Origin of the sequence: Colwellia sp. E2M01 (assembly GCF_018860585.1) — a bacterium.
Taxonomy (GTDB): Bacteria; Pseudomonadota; Gammaproteobacteria; order Enterobacterales; family Alteromonadaceae; genus Colwellia.
This window is the reverse complement of record NZ_JAHKPR010000030.1, coordinates 11857-37903: the sequence shown is the minus strand read 5'-3', so window position 1 is coordinate 37903 and position 26047 is coordinate 11857. Positions and strand designations below refer to the sequence as shown.

Sequence of the window (26047 nt, the reverse complement as noted above, 5' to 3'; positions counted from 1 at the left end):
ACTATGTATAAATTTTTACTGTTATTAATTACTCTTTCTTTACAAACAGTTAGTGCTGCTGATTTTGAAAACTTTATTACACGAGATGGTCATCGATTGAAAGATGGTGACCAAAATTTTCGTTTTGCAGGTTTTAATGCGCCAGAATTACATCGCATTGAAGATGATAGATTAGGTGTATGTAAAGCTGATCCTAGAGGTTGGGGACAATACTTTAAATGGCCTACCGCTGCAGAACAAGAAAACTGGATTCAATCACTTGTCAAAACTGGGCATAAAGCTACCCGTATTTATGTTTTATCTGTAGAGCATCCATCAGACAAAGCGTGTCAACGAGAAGTACATATTCATAAACCTAAAACACCTAACGGTATGCCTATTTTAAATGAAAAGGCGATGGTTGTTTATGATCAAATGATTGCTCAAGCTAGTGAGCACAAGCTTCGATTAATTTTACCTTTTATTGACCATTGGCAATGGTGGGGCGGCCGTGAGCAGCTAGCAGCCTTTTACAATGAAGATCAAGATGAGTTTTATAATACAAAGAGTAAAACTTTTAAGGCTTATTTAGACATAATCACTCAAGTGATTACGCGTAAAAATACCATTACAGGTCGTTATTATTACCAAGAAAAAGCAATAATGGCGTGGGAAACGGGTAACGAATTAAAATCAAGCACAGCTGATTTTGTACAAAAAACTGCAGCACATATTAAATCTTTAGCGCCCAATCAACTGGTGGTAGATGGTAATTATTTATCAATTCTTGAACATTCATTAAACGATGAAAATGTCGATATTATTAATAATCATTTTTATACAGTTAATAATAATAACCAACCACAAACCATAAAAGATGACTTAGCCACTATTGATGGTAAAAAAGTATATTTAGTGGGTGAATATGGCCTTAAACCTTATAAAGGCATGAACGAAATAATGCAAACAGCTGTTCATTATGAACACAATGGTGCTCAAGCAGCAGGTTCATTTATTTGGGGATTTCGTGGTAGAAGAAATGACGGTGGTTTTTATTGGCATAAAGAAGGTAGTACTCCTTATTACAGCTATCATTTACCGGGATTTCCCGAGGGTAATGCAAATGAAGAATTACAAGTTGTTGATATTATTCGCACTGCTTCAGCTCAAATGGACGGTTTAGATAAAGCAGTCCCTTTACCTAGCCCACAAGCTCCTGTGTTGAGATCTGTTTCAATTGATAGAAAAATAAATTGGATGGGCTCGCCAGTTGGACGTACTTATATTATTGAACGAAAATTATCAAAATCGTCAGATTGGAAGGTCATAGCGAAAGAAATATCCGACGGAAAAAATAGATTTGATCCAAGTGTTGATAGCTTATTTCAAGATAGTGATACATTAGTTACCGGTGAGAGCTACGACTACCGAATTATTGCTACTAATGAAAGCGGCACATCGGCACCTTCCAATGTTATATCGCATATGGTTGTTAACAAAAATAACTTTATTACCGTCGATAACGGTCAATTTATCAAGTCAGAAAAACCGTATTACTTTATTGGTACTAATTACTGGTACGGCCCTTTAATCGCCGCTGCAAACGGTGATCGTGAGCGTTTAACTAAAGAGTTAGATCAACTACAGAAAAATGGCGTTTCTAATTTAAGAATATTAGTGGGCGCTGATGGTGGTAATGGTGATTCAGTTGTTAAACCGGCATTACAACCTGAGCAAGGCCAATACAATGAAGAGCTATTAGTTGGCTTAGACTTCTTATTAGTAGAAATGAAAAAGCGAGATTTAGTTGCCGTTTTATACTTAACTAATAACTGGATTTGGTCTGGCGGTATGTCGCAGTATTTAAACTGGAATGGATATGGTGATGTACCTAACCCATTTGAAGAAAACAATACATGGGCTGACTATATGTCGTACACACAGCAATTTCATAGCTGTATCCCTTGTACTAATGCTTTCTATCAGCACGTAGAGAAAATTATAACCCGAACAAATAGTATTACAGGGCAAGCGTATAACAGCGATCCAACAATTATGTCTTGGCAATTATCAAACGAGCCTAGAGTTTTTGCTAAATCAAATTATGACGCCTTTAAAAACTGGTTAGATACTTCAGTAAAGTTGATCGAAAAATTAGCGCCTTATCAGTTGATTTCTACCGGAAATGAAGGCGCAGCAGGCAGTTTAAATGATGTTAGTGTTTTTCAAAAGTTACATGATAATAAAGATGTTGATTATCTCACCATGCACGTTTGGCCTAAAAACTGGAGTTGGTATGATGTTGATGATCAAGAAGCATCAACATTAGTTGCTATAGATAAAGCCAAACAATATATGGTTGATCACTTAGTTGTTGCTAAAACGTTGAATAAACCTATCGTTTTATCTGAGTTTGGCTTTCCTCGTCATTTAGAAAGCAACTCACCTTTAAACTCTACTAAGTATCGCGACCAATTTTTCACCGAAATTTTTCAGCAAGTACTTAACAATAAAGATAATAATGGTAATTTAGCCGGATTAAATTTTTGGGCATATGGTGGTTTTGGCCGTGCAAACCCAGAGAATAAAGGCGAGTGGCGTTTAGGTGATGATTATTTAGGTGACCCTGCGCAAGAGCCTCAAGGTTTAAATACGGTGTTTTCCTCAGATACTGAAACACTTTCAATTATAAAGCAGTTTAATAAAGAACTTGCTTTGTAGCCTGCCTTTAATAATAACTTGTGTAACAAATATCACCGTTTACACAAGTTATTTATTACTAAAAAAAGCCAAGGATAATGGCGACACAACCAAATAAAAAGTTGTCACCATAGTCTTATAATAACTAATAAAGGGATTTTACGTGTTTGATAAACGTCACATCATTAAAATATTTTCAATAAGAAGAATTCATAATTTACTTACGGTAAGCCGATTATTTAACTACTTTCTATTACGTAATACAGTGAAGAAAACGTGTTATTTAGCTTTTTGCTTATTGATGGCATTACCCGTCACGTCTAATGCAGCCGAATATGTTGTACCTAATGACATATACTCTTCTGGCCCATGGGGCAATTTTATAGGTCCGGGGTGTTTTTGGGCAGAATCTGGACCCGGAATAAGCTCTAAAGAAAGACAATTAATTTGCGGCCCTTACCGTGTTGCTAGCTGGAAGTGGACAGGTACGCATAAATATAGTGGCTGTAAAGTTACAACCTTCAGCGGCTATAAATTTACAGGTGGCTGTCCTACTGCGATGCTAATTCAAAAAGCAGGCTATAACACTACGCCATCGACACCTAGTTTAAAGCTAGCGAGTACAGATAATAACGGTAGTTATAATGTTTCTTGGTCTAATCCGACTCATGCAACTTCTTTTACTTGGCAAGAGCGCTTCAATAATGGTAGCTGGAGCACCTACACAACTACATCAACAGTAGTTAACCGTAGTGGCCGTGCCAATGGCTCATGGCGATATAGAGTTAGAGCATGTCAATCAAGCGCATGTTCAAGTTATAGCGGCGAGAAAACAGTTAGAGTGGCTATAACTCCCCCCGTACCTAGTAGTATTAGCGTACCGGAACAAAGCGATGGCTCTAAAACGATAAGCTGGAGCGTAGTCAATGTTGGGGGAGCAGTTGGCCCTTATAGTCATTTTTTTTATGAATTAGAAGAAAAGGTGAGTAGTGGTGGAAGTTATAGAAAAGTAAAAGAAACAACGGGGCTCAGTCATACGCTTAACAGTAACTCTATTAACCAATTTTATTATAGAGTGCGAGCATGTCGTTTTACTAGTGGCTATAAAAGTTGCTCGGGCTATCGAACGTCTTCAGTTGTTAACGCTCATCCACCAAGTGGAGCACCTTCATTATCTGGTAGCTCTACTAGTAGCAATGGTAGTTATTCCTTTAGCTGGTCAACCAACATTCCATTAGTAACTAAATATAATATTAGTGAAAAAGTAAACAATGGCAGTTGGTCTGTTGTTAGTACAACAAGTAGTAATAGCTATAGTCGTTCAGGACGTAGCAGTGGACAATATTATTACAAGGTGCAACCTTGTAATTACACTGGGTGTGGCAGTTACTCTGCGGAAAAACGTATAGATGTTGCACACAAACCTGGCGTACCAACAAGCATTACGCAAGTCTCTTCAGATATGAAAAGTACAAAAATTAGCTGGGGTAAAAGCAGTGGTACTGTGTCGTATTATGTAGTTGAACAAAGTAAAAATGGCGGCAGTTATAGTAAAGTTTATCAATCAGGTTCATTGACTCATACCGTTCCTTCCCTGAAAGCAGGAAAATATAAGAGTCGGGTAAAAGCTTGTAATAATAAAGGCTCTTATACCAATTGTTCATCATGGCGAACTTCAAGTGATATTACATTAGCTTTGTTAGGAGCAGGATTAACAGCACCAACTAAAGACAGTAATGGTAGTTATAGTATTTCTTTTACTAAACCTGCTAACGGTAATTCAGTGACTTATTTATGGCAAGAGCGTTTAAATAATGGTAGCTGGAGTACAGAAAACTCAACCACGTCGACGAGCGTGTCTCGTAGCGGTAAGGCAAACGGTGTTTATGGTTACCGTGTTAGAGCAAAAGAAGGTAGCTTATATACGTCTTACACAAGTGAAAAGAAAGTGACTGTTGCCCATACACCAGGAGTTCCTAGTAATATTACGTTGCCTGCTTTGAGTGATGGTTTTGTTGAAGTTAAGTGGGGGGGCTTCATCAAATATGACCGCGCCTACAGGTGCAAGTGTTTATTATCAAGTATATCGTAAACTGAATTCAGTGAGCTATAGCAAAATATACCAAGGTAGTGGTCGTACTTATTTAGATACACTAAGTATACCTAACTTATATGTTTATCGTGTTCGCGCATGTGTTAATGATGGTAGTGAACGATGCTCTGATTATCGTACCTCAAATGAATTACACGCTAGGCCACCGGTAGGCAATCCAGTGATAAGCTTAACGAGTCTAAATTATAGCGGTGATTATACGGTGAGTTGGACAACACCTACCATAACGACAGAATTTAAATTAAGTGAAAAATTCAACGATGGTGCTTGGAAAATAATTTCAAATCAGCAGTCTGAAAGCTTTCCAAGCCCAGGTACGAGAAATTACGATGTAACAAATCGTGGTAGCGGCCAATATAGCTATAAAGTGCAAGCATGTAACCGATTGGGTTGTAATACCTCATCAGAAAAACATATAGATGTTGCACACAAACCTGGCGTACCAACAAGCATTACGCAAGTCTCTTCAGATATGAAAAACACAAATATTAGTTGGGGTAAAAGCAGTGGCACGGTGTCGCATTATATAGTTGAACAAAGTAAAAATGGCGGCAGTTATAACCAAGTATACAAAGGAAAAAATATTACACATGAGGTAACAGGGTTAACTGCGGGTAAATATACTAGTCGCGTAAAAGCTTGTTATCAAGTAGGGGCCGCAGTTCAACAGTGTTCAACACCATGGGCAATATCAAGTGAAATAACGTTAGTATTATTACCAACAAGTATCGAAGCACCTGCTATAGATAATGACGGCATTTATACGATTACTTTTACCAAGCCCAGTAATGGTGATTCAGTGACTTATCAATGGCAAGAGCGTTTAAATAGCGGTGCTTGGAGTCAAACTATTTCAACCACTTCAATGAATGTTTCTCAAGCTAAGAAGGAAAATGGTAGTTGGAGCTATCGTGTAAAAGCTTGTGAACTAACCTTATGTAGTGGTTACACCAGTGAAAAAACAGTGGTTGTTTTATTAATACCGGGTACACCACCTAGTCTTGAGACGCCAACTGAAAATGTCGGTATAAGCACCGTTAAATGGGGTAAATCAAGTAATATGGTGCCATCGGCTTATTACAAGCTTTCGCGTAAACGGGCTGCAGGTAGCTACACAAAAGTGTATGAAGGTATCGAAACTAGCTTTCGAGATACCACAACAAGCGCTTCAGGGACTCATACTTACGAAATAAAAGCGTGTATTAAAAGTGACGCTAAAGAATATTGCTCTGAAGGTCGTACTACCACAACATCACGTAAGAATACACAGACTCAAAAACGAGTTATATATATCCATTCAGATTTATTAGGCTCACCTGCGGCAGAAACTGACGAGAATGGAGAGATTTTATAATGCGGTTTATTAACAAGGAAAGAATACGGAATATGCATTTCATGACTAACAATCGTTATATCACTGCTTTTGTGAATGTACTGCTAATTGTTTTTAGCTGTAACGTTTATAGTATTACGATGGAAGGCTTTATTACGCCTTTTGAAATTATTGAACCTGAAATTGTAGAAAAATACAATAACTTATATTCCCATGGTACGCCAGGGTCAACTTTCAGCCCTGTTACCGGCACAGTTAACTTTTCAGTTGTTGATATTGATTTACCTGGTAACTTTAATTTACCTGTTAAATTAGAGCGAATATTACAGCAAGATGATGCTGAGGTGGGGGGGGCCTGCAGGCTGGTCATGGAATATTCCGTATATCAAAGCTCATTATATGAAAATTAAACCTGGCTTTGTCAAGGCTAATTATGATGACACCGACGGTTGGCATAACGGTCACAACTGTAGCAGCGATGCACCCTCCATTTTTGTTGACGCCTATACCTCTAACCTAGAAGGATATGAAATAGCCCCTGCTTCTTATTGGCAAGGTATTTTGTTAAATATTCCAGGGGTTACATCAGAAAAGTTTTTAAAAACCTCCCTCGGTTCTTTGCAAACTAAGTCTAACTTTAAAGTGATTGAATGTATTGATGCAGGTGATGGTGAGCAAGGTATGAAAGTGGCAGCTCCAGATGGCAGTATATACACTTTTGGTCAAATAAAGTCTTATGATGTTGACTCTCAAGTGATGGGGGCGATGAACAATAGCTCTCCAACACGTACTCATGCCAAATTATTACTACTCACAAATGTGACAGACCGTTTTGGTAATTATGTTGAATATCATTATGCAACAAATGGTGAGTTAAGAGGCATTATTTCATCAGATGAACGCATTATTGAAATTACATCCGAGGGCTATACTAATCGTTTCGGCCAAGCTAAAACTCGTGCTACATCAGCCTCAGCAGAAGGAAAAACATGGGTTTATAATCACAACGAAGATACAGGTTATACTGGGCAATTTCTGAGCGAGGTAATATTGCCGAGCCAGTTAACTTGGGAGTATTCACCTAGCTTATATCGTTTGGCCTACGATCCTGATATTACAGGTGTATATTATAGAAACATTTTACCTATAATGGAGGTTAATTGCCCAACTACAGTGCCTGAACCAGAAGGTAGTTGGGAGGGGGTAGTTAAATCACCCGCGGGAGCCGATATTAAATACACGTTTGCCTCTACTTATCATGGTCGCTCCAATGTATCTGCAAGTCCATCATATACCGCCCAAATAATGTCGCACCCATCGCCTAATGGTTACATAAAAGTTTGGCTAAAAACAGCGAGAAATAATAATTGTCAGCGTAGCTCTAGCTTACAATCGCTAGAAATTAGCGGTGCGCTATTACCTACGAAGACATGGACGTATGAGTATTCACTTAATGTGGGGACCTTTGATGATGAAGATCTGAATGACGTACATGTAGGTAACCCTACACCACCTTTGCCACATGGATTACCAAGCAGTATAGATGATGCAGAAAATATTCGTACGGTAACTATAGAAGGGCCAGAGAGTCATATACGCTACTATATTGACCGTGAATTCCAATCAATTTCTGAAGGTATGGTTGTAGTGACAGATACATTAAGTGCTAACGGCAGCATGCTCCTCGAGCGTAAAGAGTCGCACTATGAAGAAGGTCCGAAAGTAGGAACACACTGGTTTATTCCTGCAGCATATAATACGACTTCAGCGCTGGAAAACGCCATCAATGGCAGTCAAATACAGCATCGTATTTTATTAAATAAAGACGTTACGCGTTTATACTATGAAGGTAGCACTACGTCTGATGAATACACGACCGAATACATAAAGTATGATGCACTGGGTTTACTAGAGGAAAAATATGAGCACAACAGTTTTAGCAATAAAAAACGTTCGTCTAAATACAGCTATCTTCAAGAGGGCAATATTACTGATAATGGTATAGGGTATCAGGTCATCGGCTTACCGCTGACAGAGCACATAAAAAATGATCAAGGCATTTATGAATTGGTTGATGAAGTTGTATACCATAGCGATGATAATAGCGGATTATATACCGACCTCTACTTGCCCTATCAGTATAAACGATTTGGTACTTGGGTAACCCAGTATTCAGAATATTTTACAGGAGCAAGCTCGTTAGCTGCGGGTAAAATAAAAAAAATAGAACAACCAATACCGCTCGTTGAAATGAATGGTATGGCCGCATATCAACAGTCCGGTACGTTGCGTTATCAACTTTATAGTGATTATAAGCGTGGGGTTGCTCAAAAGGTAGAAGTACCCGTAAGGTGGTCACATCGCGGCACAAAAAGGGAGATGAACCGATACGTCGACGGGCTAGGCAATATTACCGGTATCACTGACTTTAATGGTAATTCGGTATCTTATCACTACGATGATGCTAGCCGATTGACCGTAATGAACTTACCTGATAACTGGCTTGATACCCACATAACGTGGGACACGCAAGCCGATGGTAATCAACAACGCACGGCAATACGCTGTATATATAATGGTTATGGTACCTGTAATAGTGCTGACAATTTTTCTGCAATCAGTAGTTATGATGCACGTTACCGCGTTGTAACAAGTGAAGTAACAGATAATATACAAACAAATTCACAATTTTTTGAGTTTGATAGTGAGCATAACCCAACATTTGCCTCATATAACACGTATAACTCGGCTGAATCTGAGGGCACCACGACTAAGTATGATGCTTTAGGGCGTACTGTCAGTACCTATACCTCAAATGGTGGTACCGTGCATTATCGCTATTTATCGGGTAATAAAATACGAGTCACTGATGGTGAAAACAATATTACCACCACAACGTATTTAGCGTATGGTAGCCCCGCTTATAGTCAAGCGCTGGTAACCGCTTCGCCTGAGGAGGTCACAACCACGCAAACTATTAATGCCTTTGGTGAAGTCACGGCAATTACCCAAGGTGGTAATGGCTTAAGTCAAACCGAATACCGCGCTTACGACGCCAATCATCACTTGTGTAAAGTATCACGTAACGATGTGGGTACCACGGTATATACCAACAACATATTAGGTGAGATGACTTCACAAGCCTCTGGTGTAGGCGGTGGCAGTGTGACCAATTGTGATAGTAATGCCAATGAAAGCAACACCATTAACTTTCAATACGACAATCTAGGTACGTTATATAAAATTGATTACCCAGATGACAGTTTAGATGTTGTACGCGTTAGCGATCATCAGGGGCGTTTAACAAAATTATATACCGGTTTTAAAAACGCCTCTTATATCACTAAACGTGAATACGAATATAATAAGATTAACTTGTTAGAAAAAGAAAGCTTAACAGTTAATAATAAAACCTTTACGCTTGATTATCATTATAACCCTGCGGGACATCTTAAGGGATTGACTTATCCCAATGGAGATTATATTGATTACGGTGTTAATGCTTTTGGCCAAACGAAAAGCGCAACACGTAAAATTTCAGGTCAAGCAGATTATAATTATGCGACCAATGCTCATTATTATGCCAGTGGTAGTATCGACGGTTTTACTTATGGTAACGGTTTAGTACATAAAACGGAGTTAAATAACCGTAAGTTACCTGCTAGTATTCTTGATTCAAAAGCAGGGACTACAGCCTTAAGTTACAGCTACGAGTACGACTTTAATAACAATGTAACATCGTTAGTTGATAATATTGACGACAGCTTTAGTATTAATACTTTACAGTATGATGGCTTAGACCGGTTAACGAATACTATAGGTGGTGTATTAAGTAGCTACATTGCCTACGATACTTTAGGGAATATTGAAACTTATAACACCACAGAGCGAAACTTAACGTATCACTACGACGATAATAACCGCTTAGCCAGTGTTGATAGCTCGGGCACTAAGCCCAAGTCTTATTCAAGGTTTGATTATGATAGCCGCGGTAATGTGGAATATAATGGGCATCGTAGCTTTACCTTTAACTTAGCAAATCAGTTAAAAGACAGTGGTCAAAGTCAGTATGTTTACGACGCTGAAAACCGCCGGGTACAATCAACCCATGCCACTAAAGGCATTAGTTATAGTTTTTATACACAAAGTGGCCGTTTAATTTATCGTGAAACACCAAAAGGCGGGATTAATTATATCTTCTTAGGGGATAGACTCATCGCCAAAGACGGGGTTATTCCTGAAAATGCGAGTAAACAGCATTATCAGCCGCTTGGTGGCAGTGTTGAAGGTGAAAAAGACGATGTGGGTTATACCGGCCATAAGTTTGATACTGACTTAGAGTTAAGTTATATGCAGGCACGATACTATGATCCAGTTATCGGGCGTTTTTTGAGTAATGATCCTGTTGGTTATATAGCTGAAAACCCTGTTATGTCGTTTAATCGCTATATGTATGTTAATAACAACCCTTATAAATATACTGATCCTGATGGAAAACTGCTGTTTATGGCTTTTTTTGGTCCAAGCCTAATAACTGCCGCAGCAGACATTGCTATAGGGGTAGGTCTTTATAAGGCAGGCTCTGCTATGTCAGATTATCAAGGTAAGGCTGTAGAAACACAGCAGTTAAACTTAGATGTTAAAGCGGCTGTAGATGCTGGAAATTATAAAGAAGCCTTTTCTCTTAACTCAAAAGCCGAAAGTTCAACTAAAGAACTAGTTCAAATGGCTGGTGAAACTGCTGAAACTGTTGCTTCTAATATTCCGGGTAACTCGGCTAGTGGCCCTATACCTAGCAGCAAAGTTGATGCAGCGGTAACTGTAATTAATAGTGCTATAGGTGCAGCTACGTCTGAACCAGAGCCAATAAAAGAAGCTCCTGAAGTAAAAGAGATTGATAAATAATGAAAAAAATAAAATTCGCATTTTTGGGGCTAATATTAATTTTTTTAGTCCCGCTAATTTATCTTTCTATATATGAAACAGATGAAGTTTACTTTGGGTATAGTCGGTTTGTTAATGGTGATGTAATAGCATTAGAAAATGAAGTGTTTAAATTGTCTGATAAATTTGCCATTGTCAGCTATGAAGGTGATACATACACGATTCAACAGAAAGGACTTGATGTCAATGAATCATCAATCTTTGTTTATGAAGCTTCTTACTTTTTGGAAAAGTCTGGTATTTCTCTCAATGAAATTAATAGTGATTGTTTCGAGATGCCTCTTAGTAATGACTTTAAGAAAAAAAATGGTAATGAAAAAACGTTTATTGTAATTGAGAAAAAACTGCTGTTAATCGTAAACAATAAACCAGAGACACAGAACCACATGTTTTATTGTGAAAACTTAATAATATAACTATTGAAATAAATAGGGGATAATTCGCAATTATTTCAATCCAAAGCCTCGTACTTACGGGGCTTTGTTTTATCAGGCTCTTGGGGCTTTGAATTTTTTATTAAGACGGATAGTGAAGGTGAGAATTGTAATGCAATAGATCTAGCAAGTTGACATATTAATGAGAAAGTTGGAGTAACTGATAGGCTTGCATGCCAATAACTGCAAGACCAGTGAGCCTATACCACATAGTTTTATGTAACGACTTACGTTCAATAGCTGTCGGAAATAAGGGCCAAGTAGATCTTTTGCAAACATGCGGAAAGGTGATTAATAGCAAACCAATGAACCACCACAAAGCATAGGTGTATTCGTTTGACCTTCTGCTTGTCCATCCCCATCAAATCTTATTACAAAATTTGGGGCTATTTGTTCAGCAAATAAGATAAAAAGAAAAAAAATAGCAGACACCCCTCTCATTTGAAGTAAACAACAACCTCAACTAGGCTTACTTAACAAGCAAATAACTTGAGGTTATTATGGCAACGGCAAGAAATAGACAGTAAGCGTCCGCTAAACCGCACATTTCAATAATCGATATTAAACTCTACAGTTGCTTCTCATTTATATATAGGAGCAACTTATGACACGTCGAACACTTGATGATTGGAAAATCCTTGTTGAAAAACAGATTGCCAGTGACAAAATTGAGGACACCCAAAAATTTTGGATTAAATCACATCTCTTTACTATGGTTAAATAACCAGCAGAAAAGAGGTGTTTATCATGACTCAAGCACGCAGCAAACAAGTCTCCCTTCAAGATACTCGTTATTATCATTTAATTTCTCGTTGCGTTCGCCGTGCTTATTTGTGCGGGGAAGACCACCACACAAAACAAAGCTTTGAACACCGCAGGCAATGGATGGTTGACCGTATTCGCTTTTTAACGTCAGTTTTTGCTATTGATGTTGCCGCGTATGCGGTGATGTCGAATCATTATCATCTAGTTGTATATGTCGATGAAAACGAAGCGCTAGGCTGGAGTTGTGAAGAAGTTTGTATGCGTTGGCAGCAGCTGTACCATATTCACCCACTAGTAGAGCGTTTACAAAAAAGGCGAAGTAGTTGCGAAGCGGAAAAAACAGAAGCGTTAAACATTATTGAAAAATGGCGTGAGCGTTTAAGTAATTTATCATGGCTTATGCGTAACTTAAATGAATACATTGCCCGTAAAGCTAATGTTGAAGATGACTGTAAAGGCAGGTTCTGGGAAGGCCGTTTTAAATCACAAGCCTTACTTGATGAAAAAGCGGTGCTTGCCTGTATGGCTTATGTTGATTTAAACCCTGTACGAGCGAAAATGGCAAGCTCAGTACAAACATCACTATACACGTCAATTTTTGAACGTATTCACGACAAAGCTAGTGACGTTGAGAGCAAACACGAGTTAAGCTTTACCCCCAAACCTTTATTAGGTTTTATCAGTAATGAGCATCAAAACTCCCCTAAAGGCATCACCTTCTCGCTACTTGATTATTTAACCTTGGTAGCAGAAACAGGTAAGGTCATTAGAGCTGATAAACGCGGCAGTATTGATGACAGTGCAACGGCGTTGCTTACTCAACTAGGTATAAACAGTGATGATTGGTTAGCGCTTGCAGAGGGGTTTGGTAAAAAATACCATCAAGCGGTAGGGTCTTTAGAAGAGCTCAATGCTTTTGCAGCTCATACAGGTAAGCACTGGGTAGGCGGCCACCGACAGCAAACGTCTATTTTTCATTAAACCTTTCAACTTAAAGTGGCTTCAAAGTATGAGGAAAAAAACAGAACGTGTCAGTTTATTCTTGTTGATAATGATGTGCCTGATCATATTATAGATAAATTGTCTGGTTTTATTGTAGCTCACTATAGTTCTGAAAGGGTAAATGGCCTACCTGTGGGGTTTATTGATGATGCAAAGGTGTAATTATAAATAAAAACCAAGGTATGATTACCTTGGTTTTTATTGTGAAGGTATTTACATCTTATTTGACGCTAATGTAATTGTATAAGTCATTGTAATTAACAGAGCCTGCCAAAATAGTGATTCAGGTAATCAGTATTGAATTATACAGCTTTTACTATTCTCCCAACCCCACCCGTCGCCATCAGAGTCTGAGTCAAAAGAACAGACTGGGAAGCCGTTGATATAAGTTAAGCTTGAGGCTTCCACTTTACAGCTTTGGTTATTTTCCCAGCCCCAACCATCGCCATCAGGATCTGAGCTAGCACTTGTACAGGCTATAATATCATCAGTAATTGAATCGTCAGGTATTTCTACCGAGTCCTCCATTTTGCAGCTTTGATTGTTTTCCCAGCCCCAACCATCGCCATCGGGATCTGAGCTAGCATTTGTACAAGCTATAATATCGTCTGTGCTATTGCCATTATTACTGTTGGATTCGCCAGTATAAATAGTTGCTATTTGCGATGTGGCTTTAATCCCATTTGCACTATTAATTAGAATATCACCCCAAGCGGTTAGTGAGTTTGTGTTCCAGTTATTAACTATGTCTATGCTGCCGTAGCTTGAGTCATTACCGTCCCATGACCACCCCAAATAACCAACATCATTATTGACCGCTAGCGACATAATAGACTCTTCATCTACATCAAACTCTTTGTGACTTGCAGCAAACTCACCGATAACAAGAGGTAAGCCTTTATTAGAAAAGCTCGTCATATAGTCACTGATTGTTTGTCTGCTATTAAATACCTCATACATATGCACACTAAAGATAATATTTTTATCAGGATCACTATTAAAAACTGTATTGGCATTATCGCGCATGACATGCTGCCAATCTTGTCCCCAGTTAGGAGCGTCGACCATTAGTGTATGCGTTAAACCTGCTGTACGTAAACGCTGGATCGCGGTTTCGTGGTGACTTATCCAATCATTATGGTTGAATCCATTACCAAAGGGCTCGTTACCAATATTTACAATGACATAATCTTCTTGTCCAATTAAAGTATTTTTAATAGTTAACCAGTAATCGACAGCAGAAGATAAGGACGCTGCAGTTCCATCTTCCTGATAACCGGTGGTATCGTGGACTTCAAGTACAACTATCATTTTATTATCTTTGGCTTTTTGAATGATATTTGCAACATCACTGGCTGAGGTTTGATTCCATTTATGACCATTGGATAAAACTACTCTTACAGTATTTGAGCCTGTAGATGCTATATCTTGTAAAGATTGATCCAATTTGTTTGCAAACCATGTGTGAGCATGATTAATGCCACGCATAACAAATTTATTACCGTTATCTTCGTATAAATTACCACTGCTTACATAAAAACCAGCATTAGCTGAAGTGCTTAGTATAAGGGCTGCTGCAATTGTTGATACAGATGTTTTTTTTATATTATTTATCATTTGTATATTCTCCGGGTTACTAGGCTAAACCTAATATTTGTTTATAATTATTATTTTTACACTTACCTGTTTGAACCGGTTCAGTGTGGTATGTAAAAGTACTAAGATGGTTTCGGTTTGTCAACAAGTAAATTGTATGAAATATGTACGAAGATATGGGTAGGTACGTTTAAAAAATAAATTAAAGTTTATCGCTGTACCCTTTTAAAATGTTTTGTTTTTATGGGTGATAGTGCTGTATTAATTTTATCGATGACCAATTAAATATATTATTGAAGGTCACATTGTAATTGAATTAACCGGTTCATAGTTTGTTGTGGCAACATTAAAGATAAATGATGAGTGGTATATGAACACAGAATTAAAACAGGCCGTAAACTTAATCACTGATATTGGTGGAAAAAATATTAGGTTGGCGTCCGCATACGAATGACTTACTTTACAGCTAGCAGAGAGAAGCATATAAGTATTACGGTTGTTTGTCTTTTGTGGAACTGCGCTAGTGCTATTCTGATGTGCTTTAATATACCGCTATCTATAAACTCCGACTTATCAGCCGGTAAATATTTGAAGAGCCTTGCATAACTCCTTTTTAGGCCAAGGCAGGAAGCGACAATACTGCTACATAATTCAAAGTAATTAAGCCTTCCATGAGCAATAGCAATCAACGATTAGTCGCGATAAAACTCCTTTCATCGTCGTCTGTGTTCAAGCTTGTTATAAACTCTATTTTCAATCAAAATAGCTTCTATCACAATTCATTAGTCATCTCTAATCGAGGTATGATAATCTCGTAAGTTTTTTGGCGAAGTAAACTGTCCGAGATTACCGCTTTCGTATAAACTGCTCATAAAGATCAACAGACCTTAGTCTATTACAAGTAAACTTAACAGTAGAACTAAAATAATAGCTGCAAACAAAAGCTTACTAAACCGAGTTAAGCTTGACTAGTTGTATCGCAATAACTTGATCGAACTCATCTACTTCGGAATTGATATCAATGCCAGGCATAGTTAAAACAAGCTCATTACAATCGCTATTCAAAGTAATATTACCAAGAATGAAGTTTTTTATATCTGATTTAAAAGTACTTGGTTTATCAAAATCTTCCCAATATGCACTTTCATTTTGGATTAGTGTACCCATCTCATTAATGTAATTTTTATCTAGATGTTTTTCTATAAAATTGTCGTTACATGTTAGTCTAAAAGTTCTTGTTGCGGGAAATTTAATCTTAGTTATTAATCGAACTTGATAATTTCCTTGGTGGTGTACTTTGACTTTATATTTCGCCCATGAAGATACATTTGTCCAATTGCCTAAGTAATGATCAGTGTTAATTAAGTTTTCGCTAATTTCAGTTGGAGAAGAAGCATAAATTTGGCTAACCTCATTCGCATTCATACCAATTTGAAACTCAGGCATTCGTAAAGCATGAGGTAAAGAAAATATATTCTTATACCAATCATTAAGATATAGATTTAACTTTTTAGTAATATCAGGGTATGTCTCACTAACATCGTTTAGTTCAAAAGGATCATTTTCAATATCAAATAATTCTAAAGTGCCTTGCTTCTGTTCATTTTTTACTAATTTGTATTTTGAAAAACGTACTGCGGAACGTTGTTCATTACTTTTAATTTTTTTACGGTAATTAAGTGATAGTGGGTAATAAAAACCAGTTGGATCAACCTTGTTATATAAATGATTAGCTACAATAGGTGAAGCGTATGAGCTAACAATATACCTATCTCCAAGTGATTTTCCTTTTATCGCAGGAATTAAGGACAAGCCATCAAGTGATAAGTTATAACTAGCTTTAATACCGGCCCACTCCATCAAAGTTGGAAATAAATCTTCTATTTTGGTTAGTTCTGTATTGCTGCTAGGTTCGTAATGTGAGGGCCAGCTTATAAATAAAGGAGAATGTATTCCGTTTTGCCAATTTTCCCCCTTTCTACCTCTTTTATTATTCGGGTTTCTTAATTTCCATTCTTTATCAGTTAGACCAAAGCGGTAACTTTTAGTCCAAGGTCCATTATCACTCAAAAAAATTACAATAGTATTATCTCGTAACTTCAATCTATCTAATAAATTAATGACTCTACCAATGTTGTGGTCTAAATTATCTATCATGCCATATAATGAGGACATTGCTTCTGAAAGGCCTAGCTTTTTGTATTTTTCTATATAATTTACAGGGGCGCGCCAAGGGTTATGTGGGGCCATATAAGGTATATATGCAAAAAAAGGTTCATCTTGATTTTTTTTGATAAAATTAATTGCAAAATCAGTAATAACACTAGTTGCTGATCCTACTGTTTTAATTTCTTTATTATTCATTAAACCTGTATTATCAAAATAATTATATAAACTAGCATAGTAAGCTTCATCAAATCCTCGATCCCAAGGCATATAGCCAGCTGTTTTACCACTATGCCATTTTCCCCACATACCGGTAGCATAACCATCATTTTGTAACACATTAGAAATTAATGTTTCTGATAAATTAATATAATCTCGTCCACCATGTACGCCAGAAACACCCGTTTTCAAAAAATGCCGACCTGTAAGTAATGATGCTCTAGAGGGGGCACATAAAGAAGAAACATAAAAATTCTCAAACCTAACAGATTGATTCGCAAGTTTGTCTAAATTAGGGGTCTGAATTATTTTATTTCCGTGGAAAGCAATATCATCGTATCCAAAATCATCAACTTGAATAAGTACAATATTTGGCTTTATTGATTCATTGTTATCTTTAATTATTTTCGGAGTCTTATTAAAGGCTATACTTTCTGTGCTAAATAATAAAGTTAATGTAATAAAACTGATAAGGTAAATATAATTCATGTATTTAATATCCTGAGAATTAAAGTGAAAAGTATTCGAAGGAAATGACAAATAAAAATCTCAGTCGCTTGCGACTGAGATTTAGACAAATTCAGGTGTTCTGAATGCACTTCCTTATGATTGGATCTTGAACATCTTTTAATTTGCTATACACTAGCATTCCCAATCGTTTCTATAAAATAATCTTGCATCTACGATATTCAGCACAAGGGCAATCCTTAGGCTGAATACTTAATTAGTAATAGTCTATTTCAACACGAACTATATCTGATGTTCCGTTAAAATTTGCTCTAATATGACTACCATTGTTGGTTTTTATCGTATATAAGCGTGGCACTAAATAATCATAATTATTTTCACTTGAAGTAAAGGCTTCGGTTTTTACTTTTATTGGTTGGTAATTAGTATTATCTTTTGATACATCAAAGGATAATAAAGGTTGAGTGCTTTTTTCATAAGCGTAGACTCGCATTTCTTTTAGCTTTCCTGGTACGTGATAACGTATCCAAGCACCTTTTTTACCATGTAAACGTGAAAATGCTTCTTTGAAAGAACGCCAATCACTTGATTTAACTTCTACATTTCTAGAATCATCACGTATTGATAAATTTACCGCACGATCTGTTTTGGTTAAATAGTTCACTTTTATTGGGCCAAAGGGCTTAGAAGGGGCCGATTTACCTTGAGAGTTAAGGGCTATAATTCGATAGTAATATGACTGATCTAGCTCAGCGCTTTCGTCACTATATAGTGGGAAACCTGGTGTGTCTAAATCATCAATATTGTACTCTATTAACGCCCAAGGACCGTTTATATTTGTTGCACGTTCAATGTTATAACCTGACGCACCCATAGAACCTTGCCAACTAAATACAGGAGCGTCGCTAAATGGCAGAAGGTTGGGCGCTTCTGGTAATGAGATTGGGGGTACAGGTTTATTTTGGATCTCAAATGCCTTGCGACGAAGCATTGACATTAAGTTACGTTCATCATTGATCTCACCTTCATTAAAACCTGGCCAATGATAAGCACGATAATAATCATAACCAATGATTGGCTCTGAATGTTGATAAAATCCGCCTTCAGGGTGATGACGACGTAAACTCCAAATTAGTCCACCCACAATGGCTTTTTCTTGAATAATGTAATCGACTATACGTTCCATTGCGGGCGTAGAAATAAAGCCAAACTCACCAAAAAATAAAGGCTTTTTACCTCCAACCAATTCGACCGTTTTTTTCATGTCGTTTAACATATCTTGTGGATCATATTCATAAAAATGAGCATTAATTAAATCAATGGCAGGCTCATCAATTGAGTATTGTTGTGGCCAACGTTGAAAAAGTTTTCCTGTTGAATGTTCAAGTACATGTACTGAATGAAAACCATCAATTAATAGATGTTTTGAGTCAATGCTTTTTATGTAGCGAGCAATTTCAATACCCCATTCTGGTGGGTTTTCAAGTTCATTACCTGTTTCCCAAGCCATAATTGTTGGGTCATTTTTGTATAAAATACCAGTGACGGTATTACGTCGATTCAAGACGTAATGCACTGTTTTTTTAAAGTCTTCAATTAACTGGCGGTCTGTCCAAAATTCTTCGGATGTTTTATCTCTAAATGCAGCATAGTTTGGTCTACCACCCATCCATTGCCAGTTATTCAATAATGGCACAATAAGACGAATGTCATATTCGGCGGCCAAAGCAATGGCTAAATCCATGACTTTAAATGCTTCTTCGTTAAACTTACCGGGTGCTTCAACAAACGTTATTGATTCTGAAGGGAAATTGGTATTTCTAACCGGAATAGTATAGCTACGAACAACTTGACCACCCATTTCTTTAATGGTTTTATAGACATCATGTAGTTCAAACTCTGACGGCAAACCGTAAGGGTTTTTACGTTCAAACTTCATTTCATCTTCAACATAATTTAGAGTGGGTACGTTAAAGCTGATGAAACGAAATTCTTTATCGCCATCTTTTAACATGTTATTTTCCAGATGAATAAAGTTTTTAAACTCTGCATACGAATGCATTGATATGAGTAAAAAAATACAGCTTAGTAGCCGAGTAAGAATATATCGCATAGTGTTTCCATTAAGTGTAAATAAATTATCCATTTTGGATGGTCAGTTATATATTAAATAGTTCCAAAATGAGAGGGTTTAGGGCTTCCATCAAATGGAAAGCCTTATTTTCTTGTGTGAATTAAGCGACATTTTTGTCGTTACATTGACTTATTATGTGCTCTTCACAAATTTTATTTTTTATAAGTTTATGATTAATAAGTAATACCGTTGGGAAGGGGGACTTTAAATACTTCAAAAGTCATATCGTCGACTTTTTCACCGGCTAAATGAATTTTACTATTTGTATAATACAAATTACCTTTATAGACACTAAATGTGTCAGCCCAAGATACTTTATCGCCACTCACTAATGTTCTTAAATCTAAACTTGGTGTTAAATATTGAATTAAATTTCTCTCAAGATCAGCAAGATAAATAACTCCATTATGATAAAGCATGCCATCAGGAGCTCCTGTCTTAGCAACTAACCGAACATTTTTTTCTATTTCAGAATCTAAGCCTGGCACAATAGCAGATGTATTTATTGCGTAGAGGCTGTAACCTGTTAGCGCATGAAAGTACAAAGTGTCATTTGTGCGATCTAATGCAATGCCATCAGAGTGAACACTGGCAATGAAGGGAACTCCTTTAATATCGAGTTTGTTAACTTCTGATTTCGTAAATACATGATTATCCAAAACTCTGTAGCTTGTGCCATCATTAAGGTTGTACACAACGATGCCAGCATGGTTAGAATCCGTCATGTAAATTCTATTTGTTTTGTTGTCTACTCTTAAGTCGTTAATATATGAATCTTGATGATAAGCATCATTACTAAGCTTTAATACATTCTCAACTTTACTTTTATGTAAATCTACAACAAATATCCTTGGCGCATCTACGACCCCTTTGAATTGAGGATTACGCGTATCAAGAATATAGAGTCTGTCACCGTGAGCTACCACTGATTGTACAGCCAAAAAGCAATTATCTTTTACGTCACTTTCTGCAACACAGCTATTTATCTTATTATTGGGAAAAGGTACAAATTTATTATTAATCAACTTTGCCACTGCGAATTGAACGCCATCTCGCCAATTTGGTGCATTTACAAACACTGAGCCTGCGTCCGACACTGTTACACCTGTAATCTGTGTTCCTTTCACTTCTCCAACCTTAATGGGCTGATTACTGTGGGAAAAGCTAGAATAAAAAAGAGACAAAGCTATTAGAAAATATATATTTCTGATTGTCATGGGTTACTCCCAATTAAAAGAATGACTTTATGAGTGATAAGTCTCAATTATTAATCTTATTTTTAAAAATAAGGGGCTATATCTAGGGGATTAATAGCAGCAGCTATAGCTATAATTATTGCCTATTTTTTTAGGTGACAAATGTAAACCGGTTCATTTTTATTTGAAAAAATACTGGTGTATATATTATTTGTCAATAAATATTTTGTATTAAATGTATACAAATGTGTATGGTTTAACCTATGGTAAAACTTGTGTGCAATGTAGTTCATTGTTTGTATGGCTTATTTTTTTGTTTGCTATTTTCACTAACTCAATAAGTTATCATAAATTAATTCGCAGTGTTATATCTATTAACCTAAACCGGTTCATAGTGTATTATGGGAATATTAAATATAAATGATGAGTGGTATATGAACACAGAACTAAAACAAACTGTAACTTTAATCGCTGATATTGGCGGAACAAATATTAGATTGGCGCTTGCCCACAAAGAAAACACTTTACAGTTAACAGAGGTAGAAACGTATAAATGTAGCGAATTTACTAGCCTTAAAGAGGTTATTGCACTGTATATTGATTTAAAGAAACTAAATGATAGTGTAATTAATGCTTGTTTAGCGATTGCTTGCCCTGTTGACAATGATTTAATCTCTATGACTAACTTACCTTGGCAGTTTTCACAAAAATTGTTAAAGACTGAATTAAATCTACATAGCTTAACTTTCATTAATGATTATACCGCGATTGCAATGGCTATCCCGTATCTTGATGACACTCAAAAAATAAAAGTAGGTGGTGGTGGTGTAATATCAAACCATCCTATAGCCGTTTGTGGCCCAGGTACTGGTTTAGGTGTGGCGCACTTAGTACCGGTAAATAATAAGTGGCATTGTTTTAGTGGTGAAGGAGGACATACAGACTTCTCCGCTGTTGATGAACTTGATATAAAAATATTACAGCATTTACAAAAAAGCAAAACACGAGTTTCTTATGAGCAGTTACTCTCAGGTTATGGTTTAGAACAAATATATACGGCTATCTGCAGTATCAACAATCAAACTGACAGAAAACTCACAGCAGAAGATATTAGTAGTAAAGCTTTACGGGAAGATTGTTTGTTATGCCAAAAAGCACTTTCACAATTCTGTAAAATACTAGGAAGCTTTGCAGGTAATCTTGCATTAACAATGAATACCAAAAGTGGTGTTTATATAGCGGGTGGTATTGTGCCACGCTTTGTTGAATACCTAAAAAACAGTGATTTTAGAAGTCGTTTTGAGTCTAAAGGTCGATTATCTAATATAACTAAAAACACACCTACTTTTATAATCACAGAGCAACAGCCTGGTTTGTTAGGTGCTGCGGCATTTTTATTACAATGATAAAGAAAAATTCAATGTCAAAATCTAGTCTATTTACGCTACCTGCTTGCATTATTTATTTTAATGCGAGTATACAGGCTTTGTTGTTTGCTTTAGTCCTGCCTACCTTAAGTTATTATGTGGCAGAGCAGTTTAATGAAAACGCTTTTTGGATTGGCATCTTTTTTATATTAACCGCGACTACCGGTATCTTATTTTCTCAATTGTTAGGTTACTGGTCAGATAAAGTAGATGACCGTAGGCCTTTAATTCTATTAGGCATGTTTTCTGGAGCTATTGCTTGTTATGTATTCTCCACCTCAACAAGTTATCTAGTTTCTTTAGCCGTAGCTATCACCTTTTTTAGTTTAGCTTTTTCCAGCATCGCACAAACATTTGCTTATGCCAGGGATTTTGCGGAGCAAACTTTAAAAAGATCCGACATTGTCATGTTTAACTCTATATTACGAGCTTTCTCTGCATTTGCTTGGGTGGGAGGGCCGGCTATTGGTTATATGTCAATTGGTGAAATAGGCTTTGATAAACACTATTTGCTTATATCTACATTATATTTTTTAGGTGGTATTATGGCTTGGTTGGTATTACCTCAAATACATAAAGTTATACGCCCGCCTATTGTTGAAAGTGGTAATAATAATAGGATTGTTACTATTGCTGTTATATCATTTTCATTAATATTTGCTTGTAATCAAACCTATTTGATTGCTCTGCCACTATATATTACTGAAGTCCTGGAGATAGATGCAAAGTGGTCTGGTTGGTTAATGGGTACTGCAGCTGCGATTGAAATACCAATCATGATATTTGCTGGTTGGTTAGGAGCACGCTTTCCTTTATCGTCATTAATTTGTCTTGGGGCGATTGCTCCAATATTTTTATATATTGGTTTCTGGTTTGCGGATGATGTTTGGATCTTATTCCCTTTACAATTGGGGAATGCCCTAATGATTGGTTTTATCGCTGGTTTAGGTATGACCTGGTTCCAGGATTTAATGCCAAATAAATTAGGCGCAGCATCCGCCCTCTTTTGGAATACTACAAATATAGGTAATATTATAGGTGCAGTAGTAATTGCAATCTTTGCGCAATTATTAGGATATCGTGATGTATATTTAATCAATGCACTCATTGCTTTGATTGCGTCGTTACTATTGGTTTATGTAGCTATTAAGACTCATAAAGCTGTTAGTAAATTAAAGTGTGAAGCCATGGAGTAGGTGTAGCAAACACATGTTTGATTATGATTTACAGATTGTTATTTAACTTTGAAATAACTTTCAACCAACGGGTTTATTTTGATTTGACACAGATCTGCCACAGGCTAAAAAATCAGTATTGTGACAACAAAAAATTACGGTCATTTAGTATAAGCTAAATATGTTGAGGAATGTTCGGGATTTGATAATGTAAAACGTGTAAAAGCCAGTAATGGCGCGCCATGCAGGAGTCGAACCTGCTACCTTCGCCTCCGGAGGGCTAATATAGGAAGTTGAAATACATAGCCATTATCAAACAAACCCTGATGAACTGGGCTTTAAAGGTAATTATCATAAAGTATAGATAACCTTACATAACTAGCTTACTGTCCCAGTATAGTCCCTATTTAATATGAAAAATATACTGGGTGTTATTTTACTTAATAACTAAGCAACTTTTGATTTAATGAGTGCTTCTTCAGCCAATAGCATTGTATTAACTATGCTCTTGGCAATTTCATCAATCACATTTACACATACGGAGTTACCGAACTGTTTATATATTTGCCCTTGAGATACAGCATCAACAATAAATTCCTTGGGGAAACCTTGCAGTCTTGCACATTCTCTTGGGGTAAGTTTTCTTGGGTGCTTACCTAATTCAGATTGATCAATAAGAATCTCTGAACCATCTTTGTAATATCTTGCACTTAATGTACTTGTGTATTCGCTTTCCGCATTAAATAAAGAGTAACCAAAACCATTACCTTTGTTTTTATGTTCAAGCTTACGTCTTTGGTGACCAGCCCATAATTTTTCAGAGATCGTAAATTTATCTTCCGAGCAACTGATGTTGCTTAAATCTTCTAATATATCACCGAGTCTAGTCTTCGTTTTTGGTGGTACAGGCCATGTAAATTCTTTATCAAAGTCAGTTTTTTGAAAGTAATCTTTATCAAAACCAACTATGTATACACGTTCTCTATTTTGTGGTGAACCAAAGTCTGCGGCTCTCAATACTTTGAAATCAACCCAGTAGTTTAATTTTTCACTTAGAGCATGCCTTGCTTCTTCACTGATAGGTATATCATCAGTCACTTCAAACTCGTGCTCACCTTTGAGTATTCCCATAATTGTCTTAAGAGTATTTCCTTTATCGTGACCCTTTAACTGCTTAACATTTTCTAAAACAGTAACAACTGACACTCACTTAAAATATTACTTAATAATGCCTCATGAAATATAAATCGAACATAGTGCTTTAAGAGAGTAAACCTGTCTAAAAGTCAGTTTCAAGTAATCAAAGTAAATTCTCAGCTGTTAACCATAGCCAATGATGAGTGTTTCTCATTTATCAGGCGTATTAATTTCTCAGTACTTACTGATTTAATGATGTTGGTCGTAGTCTTTGAAGTTTAGGCGAGTAATTGATTACACCGATTAAGATTACATCGTCGTTTTAGCGCTTGATGTTCATAAAAGTCACTTAATTCATCCTCATGCCCTACTGCACCATGAAATTGTTTGGTGAACGTTTTAGTCAGCGTTAGCCAGTTTTCAGGCGAGATAGCTAAACGGATTAATATGTTAGGTAAGCTTTCTTCTATATACCCTGCTTTATCTTCGCGTATGCATCTACCAGTTAACTCTATTAGCTGAATGTAATCAATCAGTTCAAAAGGTAAGCCTTTGGGAATATTTTTTCTGGGGTTACCTACAAAAGGAGTGAGCTGTTTTGGCTGTTGCTGTTTTTTGGCGGCATTGATGCGTTGTTGAACGCTAGTGAAATCTGAGGTTTCAGGTGTTTTGGCAATATTGGCGCGTATTGGGTTTAAATCAACATACGCCATACAGGCTGCAAGGGCTGCTTCATCAAGTAAGGCTTGTGATTTAAACCGCCCTTCCCAAAATCGACCTGTGCAGTTATCTTCTCGGTTTGCTTCGCGGGCTATTTTTTCGTTTAAGTTACCGATAAACCAACTAATTTTAGTTAGGCGTTTACGGTAAACTTCTGCAGTTGCATGCACAATGTCTTCTAGCGTACTTTCAAGTTTTTCACCGCGGCAATATTGCTGAGTAAGGAGTGTGCCTTTATAAAGTTGATGCCAGCGCTCAAGTACTTCTTTCGTTGACCAACCTTTGGCTTGTGCTTCATTAACAAATAATACGGTATGGTAGTGATTACTCATTATGGCATAAGCGCACACTTTAATGGCAAACACTTCGGTTAAAGCCTGCAGCTTTTCTTCTAACCAGCCGCGACGGTGCTCATAGCTTTGGCCCGTATAATTATCTTTACCACATAAAAACGCCCTGCGAACACAGCGTGAAATGCAGTGATAATAGGGCGTATCTTGTAAACTCACTTGTCTTTTTCTTGCGGTAGCCATATGAGA

Annotated in this window: 15 protein-coding genes; 9 read left to right on the top strand and 6 right to left on the bottom strand. The window is 36.9% G+C overall.

Annotated features, from left to right (window positions below; translation table 11 throughout):
* Positions 1-3: 3 nt before the first annotated feature.
* From KO502_RS06900 to KO502_RS06870, 7 genes are all read left to right on the top strand, one after another.
* Entirely contained in the window at positions 4-2700 is a 2697-nt protein-coding gene (locus tag KO502_RS06900; protein WP_216021841.1) for a hypothetical protein, read from the top strand.
* Between the two features lie 142 nt (positions 2701-2842).
* Positions 2843-4771 (top strand): hypothetical protein, encoded by a 1929-nt coding sequence (locus KO502_RS06895; RefSeq protein ID WP_216021840.1) that lies wholly within the window; start codon positions 2843-2845, stop codon positions 4769-4771.
* Positions 4725-6146, top strand: coding sequence for a chitinase N-terminal domain-containing protein (locus tag KO502_RS06890; protein WP_216021839.1), 1422 nt, complete (start codon positions 4725-4727; stop codon positions 6144-6146). The genes KO502_RS06895 and KO502_RS06890 overlap by 47 nt, the downstream gene beginning before the upstream one ends.
* Before the next feature lie 41 nt (positions 6147-6187).
* Positions 6188-6535, top strand: a complete 348-nt coding sequence (locus KO502_RS06885) for a hypothetical protein (protein WP_216021838.1) — start codon at positions 6188-6190, stop codon at positions 6533-6535.
* Positions 6525-11030: an RHS repeat-associated core domain-containing protein gene (locus tag KO502_RS06880; RefSeq protein ID WP_216021837.1), complete on the top strand. Its 4506-nt coding sequence runs from the start codon at positions 6525-6527 to the stop codon at positions 11028-11030. Before KO502_RS06885 ends, KO502_RS06880 begins: the two co-directional genes overlap by 11 nt.
* Complete coding sequence (locus tag KO502_RS06875) at positions 11030-11485, top strand: hypothetical protein (protein WP_216021836.1); 456 nt, start codon at positions 11030-11032, stop codon at positions 11483-11485. Before KO502_RS06880 ends, KO502_RS06875 begins: the two co-directional genes overlap by 1 nt.
* A gap of 765 nt (positions 11486-12250) precedes the next feature.
* Positions 12251-13249 carry a transposase gene (locus KO502_RS06870; RefSeq protein ID WP_216021835.1) on the top strand — a complete coding sequence of 333 codons (999 nt, stop codon included), beginning with the start codon at positions 12251-12253 and terminating at the stop codon, positions 13247-13249.
* Positions 13250-13561: 312 nt separating this feature from the next.
* Here KO502_RS06870 and KO502_RS06865 read toward each other — a convergent pair whose 3' ends face one another.
* The 4 genes from KO502_RS06865 to KO502_RS06850 all read right to left on the bottom strand — a co-directional run bounded on the left by KO502_RS06865 (position 13562) and on the right by KO502_RS06850 (position 21070).
* A complete protein-coding gene (locus KO502_RS06865) occupies positions 13562-14887 on the bottom strand; it encodes a cellulase family glycosylhydrolase (protein WP_216021834.1) in 1326 nt (441 codons plus the stop codon).
* Between the two features lie 927 nt (positions 14888-15814).
* Complete coding sequence (locus KO502_RS06860; protein WP_216021833.1) at positions 15815-17740, bottom strand: arylsulfatase; 1926 nt, start codon at positions 17738-17740, stop codon at positions 15815-15817.
* A 235-nt stretch (positions 17741-17975) separates the two neighbouring features.
* A complete protein-coding gene (locus KO502_RS06855) occupies positions 17976-19832 on the bottom strand; it encodes a hypothetical protein (RefSeq protein ID WP_216021832.1) in 1857 nt (618 codons plus the stop codon).
* A gap of 194 nt (positions 19833-20026) precedes the next feature.
* On the bottom strand, positions 20027-21070 hold the full coding sequence (locus KO502_RS06850; RefSeq protein WP_216021831.1) for an L-dopachrome tautomerase-related protein: 1044 nt from the start codon (positions 21068-21070) through the stop codon (positions 20027-20029).
* Between the two features lie 413 nt (positions 21071-21483).
* Here KO502_RS06850 and KO502_RS06845 point away from each other — a divergent pair, with 413 nt between their 5' ends.
* Positions 21484-22455 carry a glucokinase gene (locus KO502_RS06845; RefSeq protein ID WP_216021830.1) on the top strand — a complete coding sequence of 324 codons (972 nt, stop codon included), beginning with the start codon at positions 21484-21486 and terminating at the stop codon, positions 22453-22455.
* A 14-nt stretch (positions 22456-22469) separates the two neighbouring features.
* Positions 22470-23672: a sugar efflux transporter gene (locus KO502_RS06840; RefSeq protein WP_216021829.1), complete on the top strand. Its 1203-nt coding sequence runs from the start codon at positions 22470-22472 to the stop codon at positions 23670-23672.
* A 426-nt stretch (positions 23673-24098) separates the two neighbouring features.
* On the opposite strand, the gene dcm is transcribed toward KO502_RS06840, so the two are convergent.
* Positions 24099-24782 (bottom strand): DNA (cytosine-5-)-methyltransferase, encoded by a 684-nt coding sequence (gene dcm / locus KO502_RS06835; protein ID WP_252730584.1) that lies wholly within the window; start codon positions 24780-24782, stop codon positions 24099-24101.
* 284 nt (positions 24783-25066) lie between these two features.
* A complete protein-coding gene (locus tag KO502_RS06830; protein ID WP_216021946.1) occupies positions 25067-26041 on the bottom strand; it encodes a transposase in 975 nt (324 codons plus the stop codon).
* Positions 26042-26047: the final 6 nt, after the last annotated feature.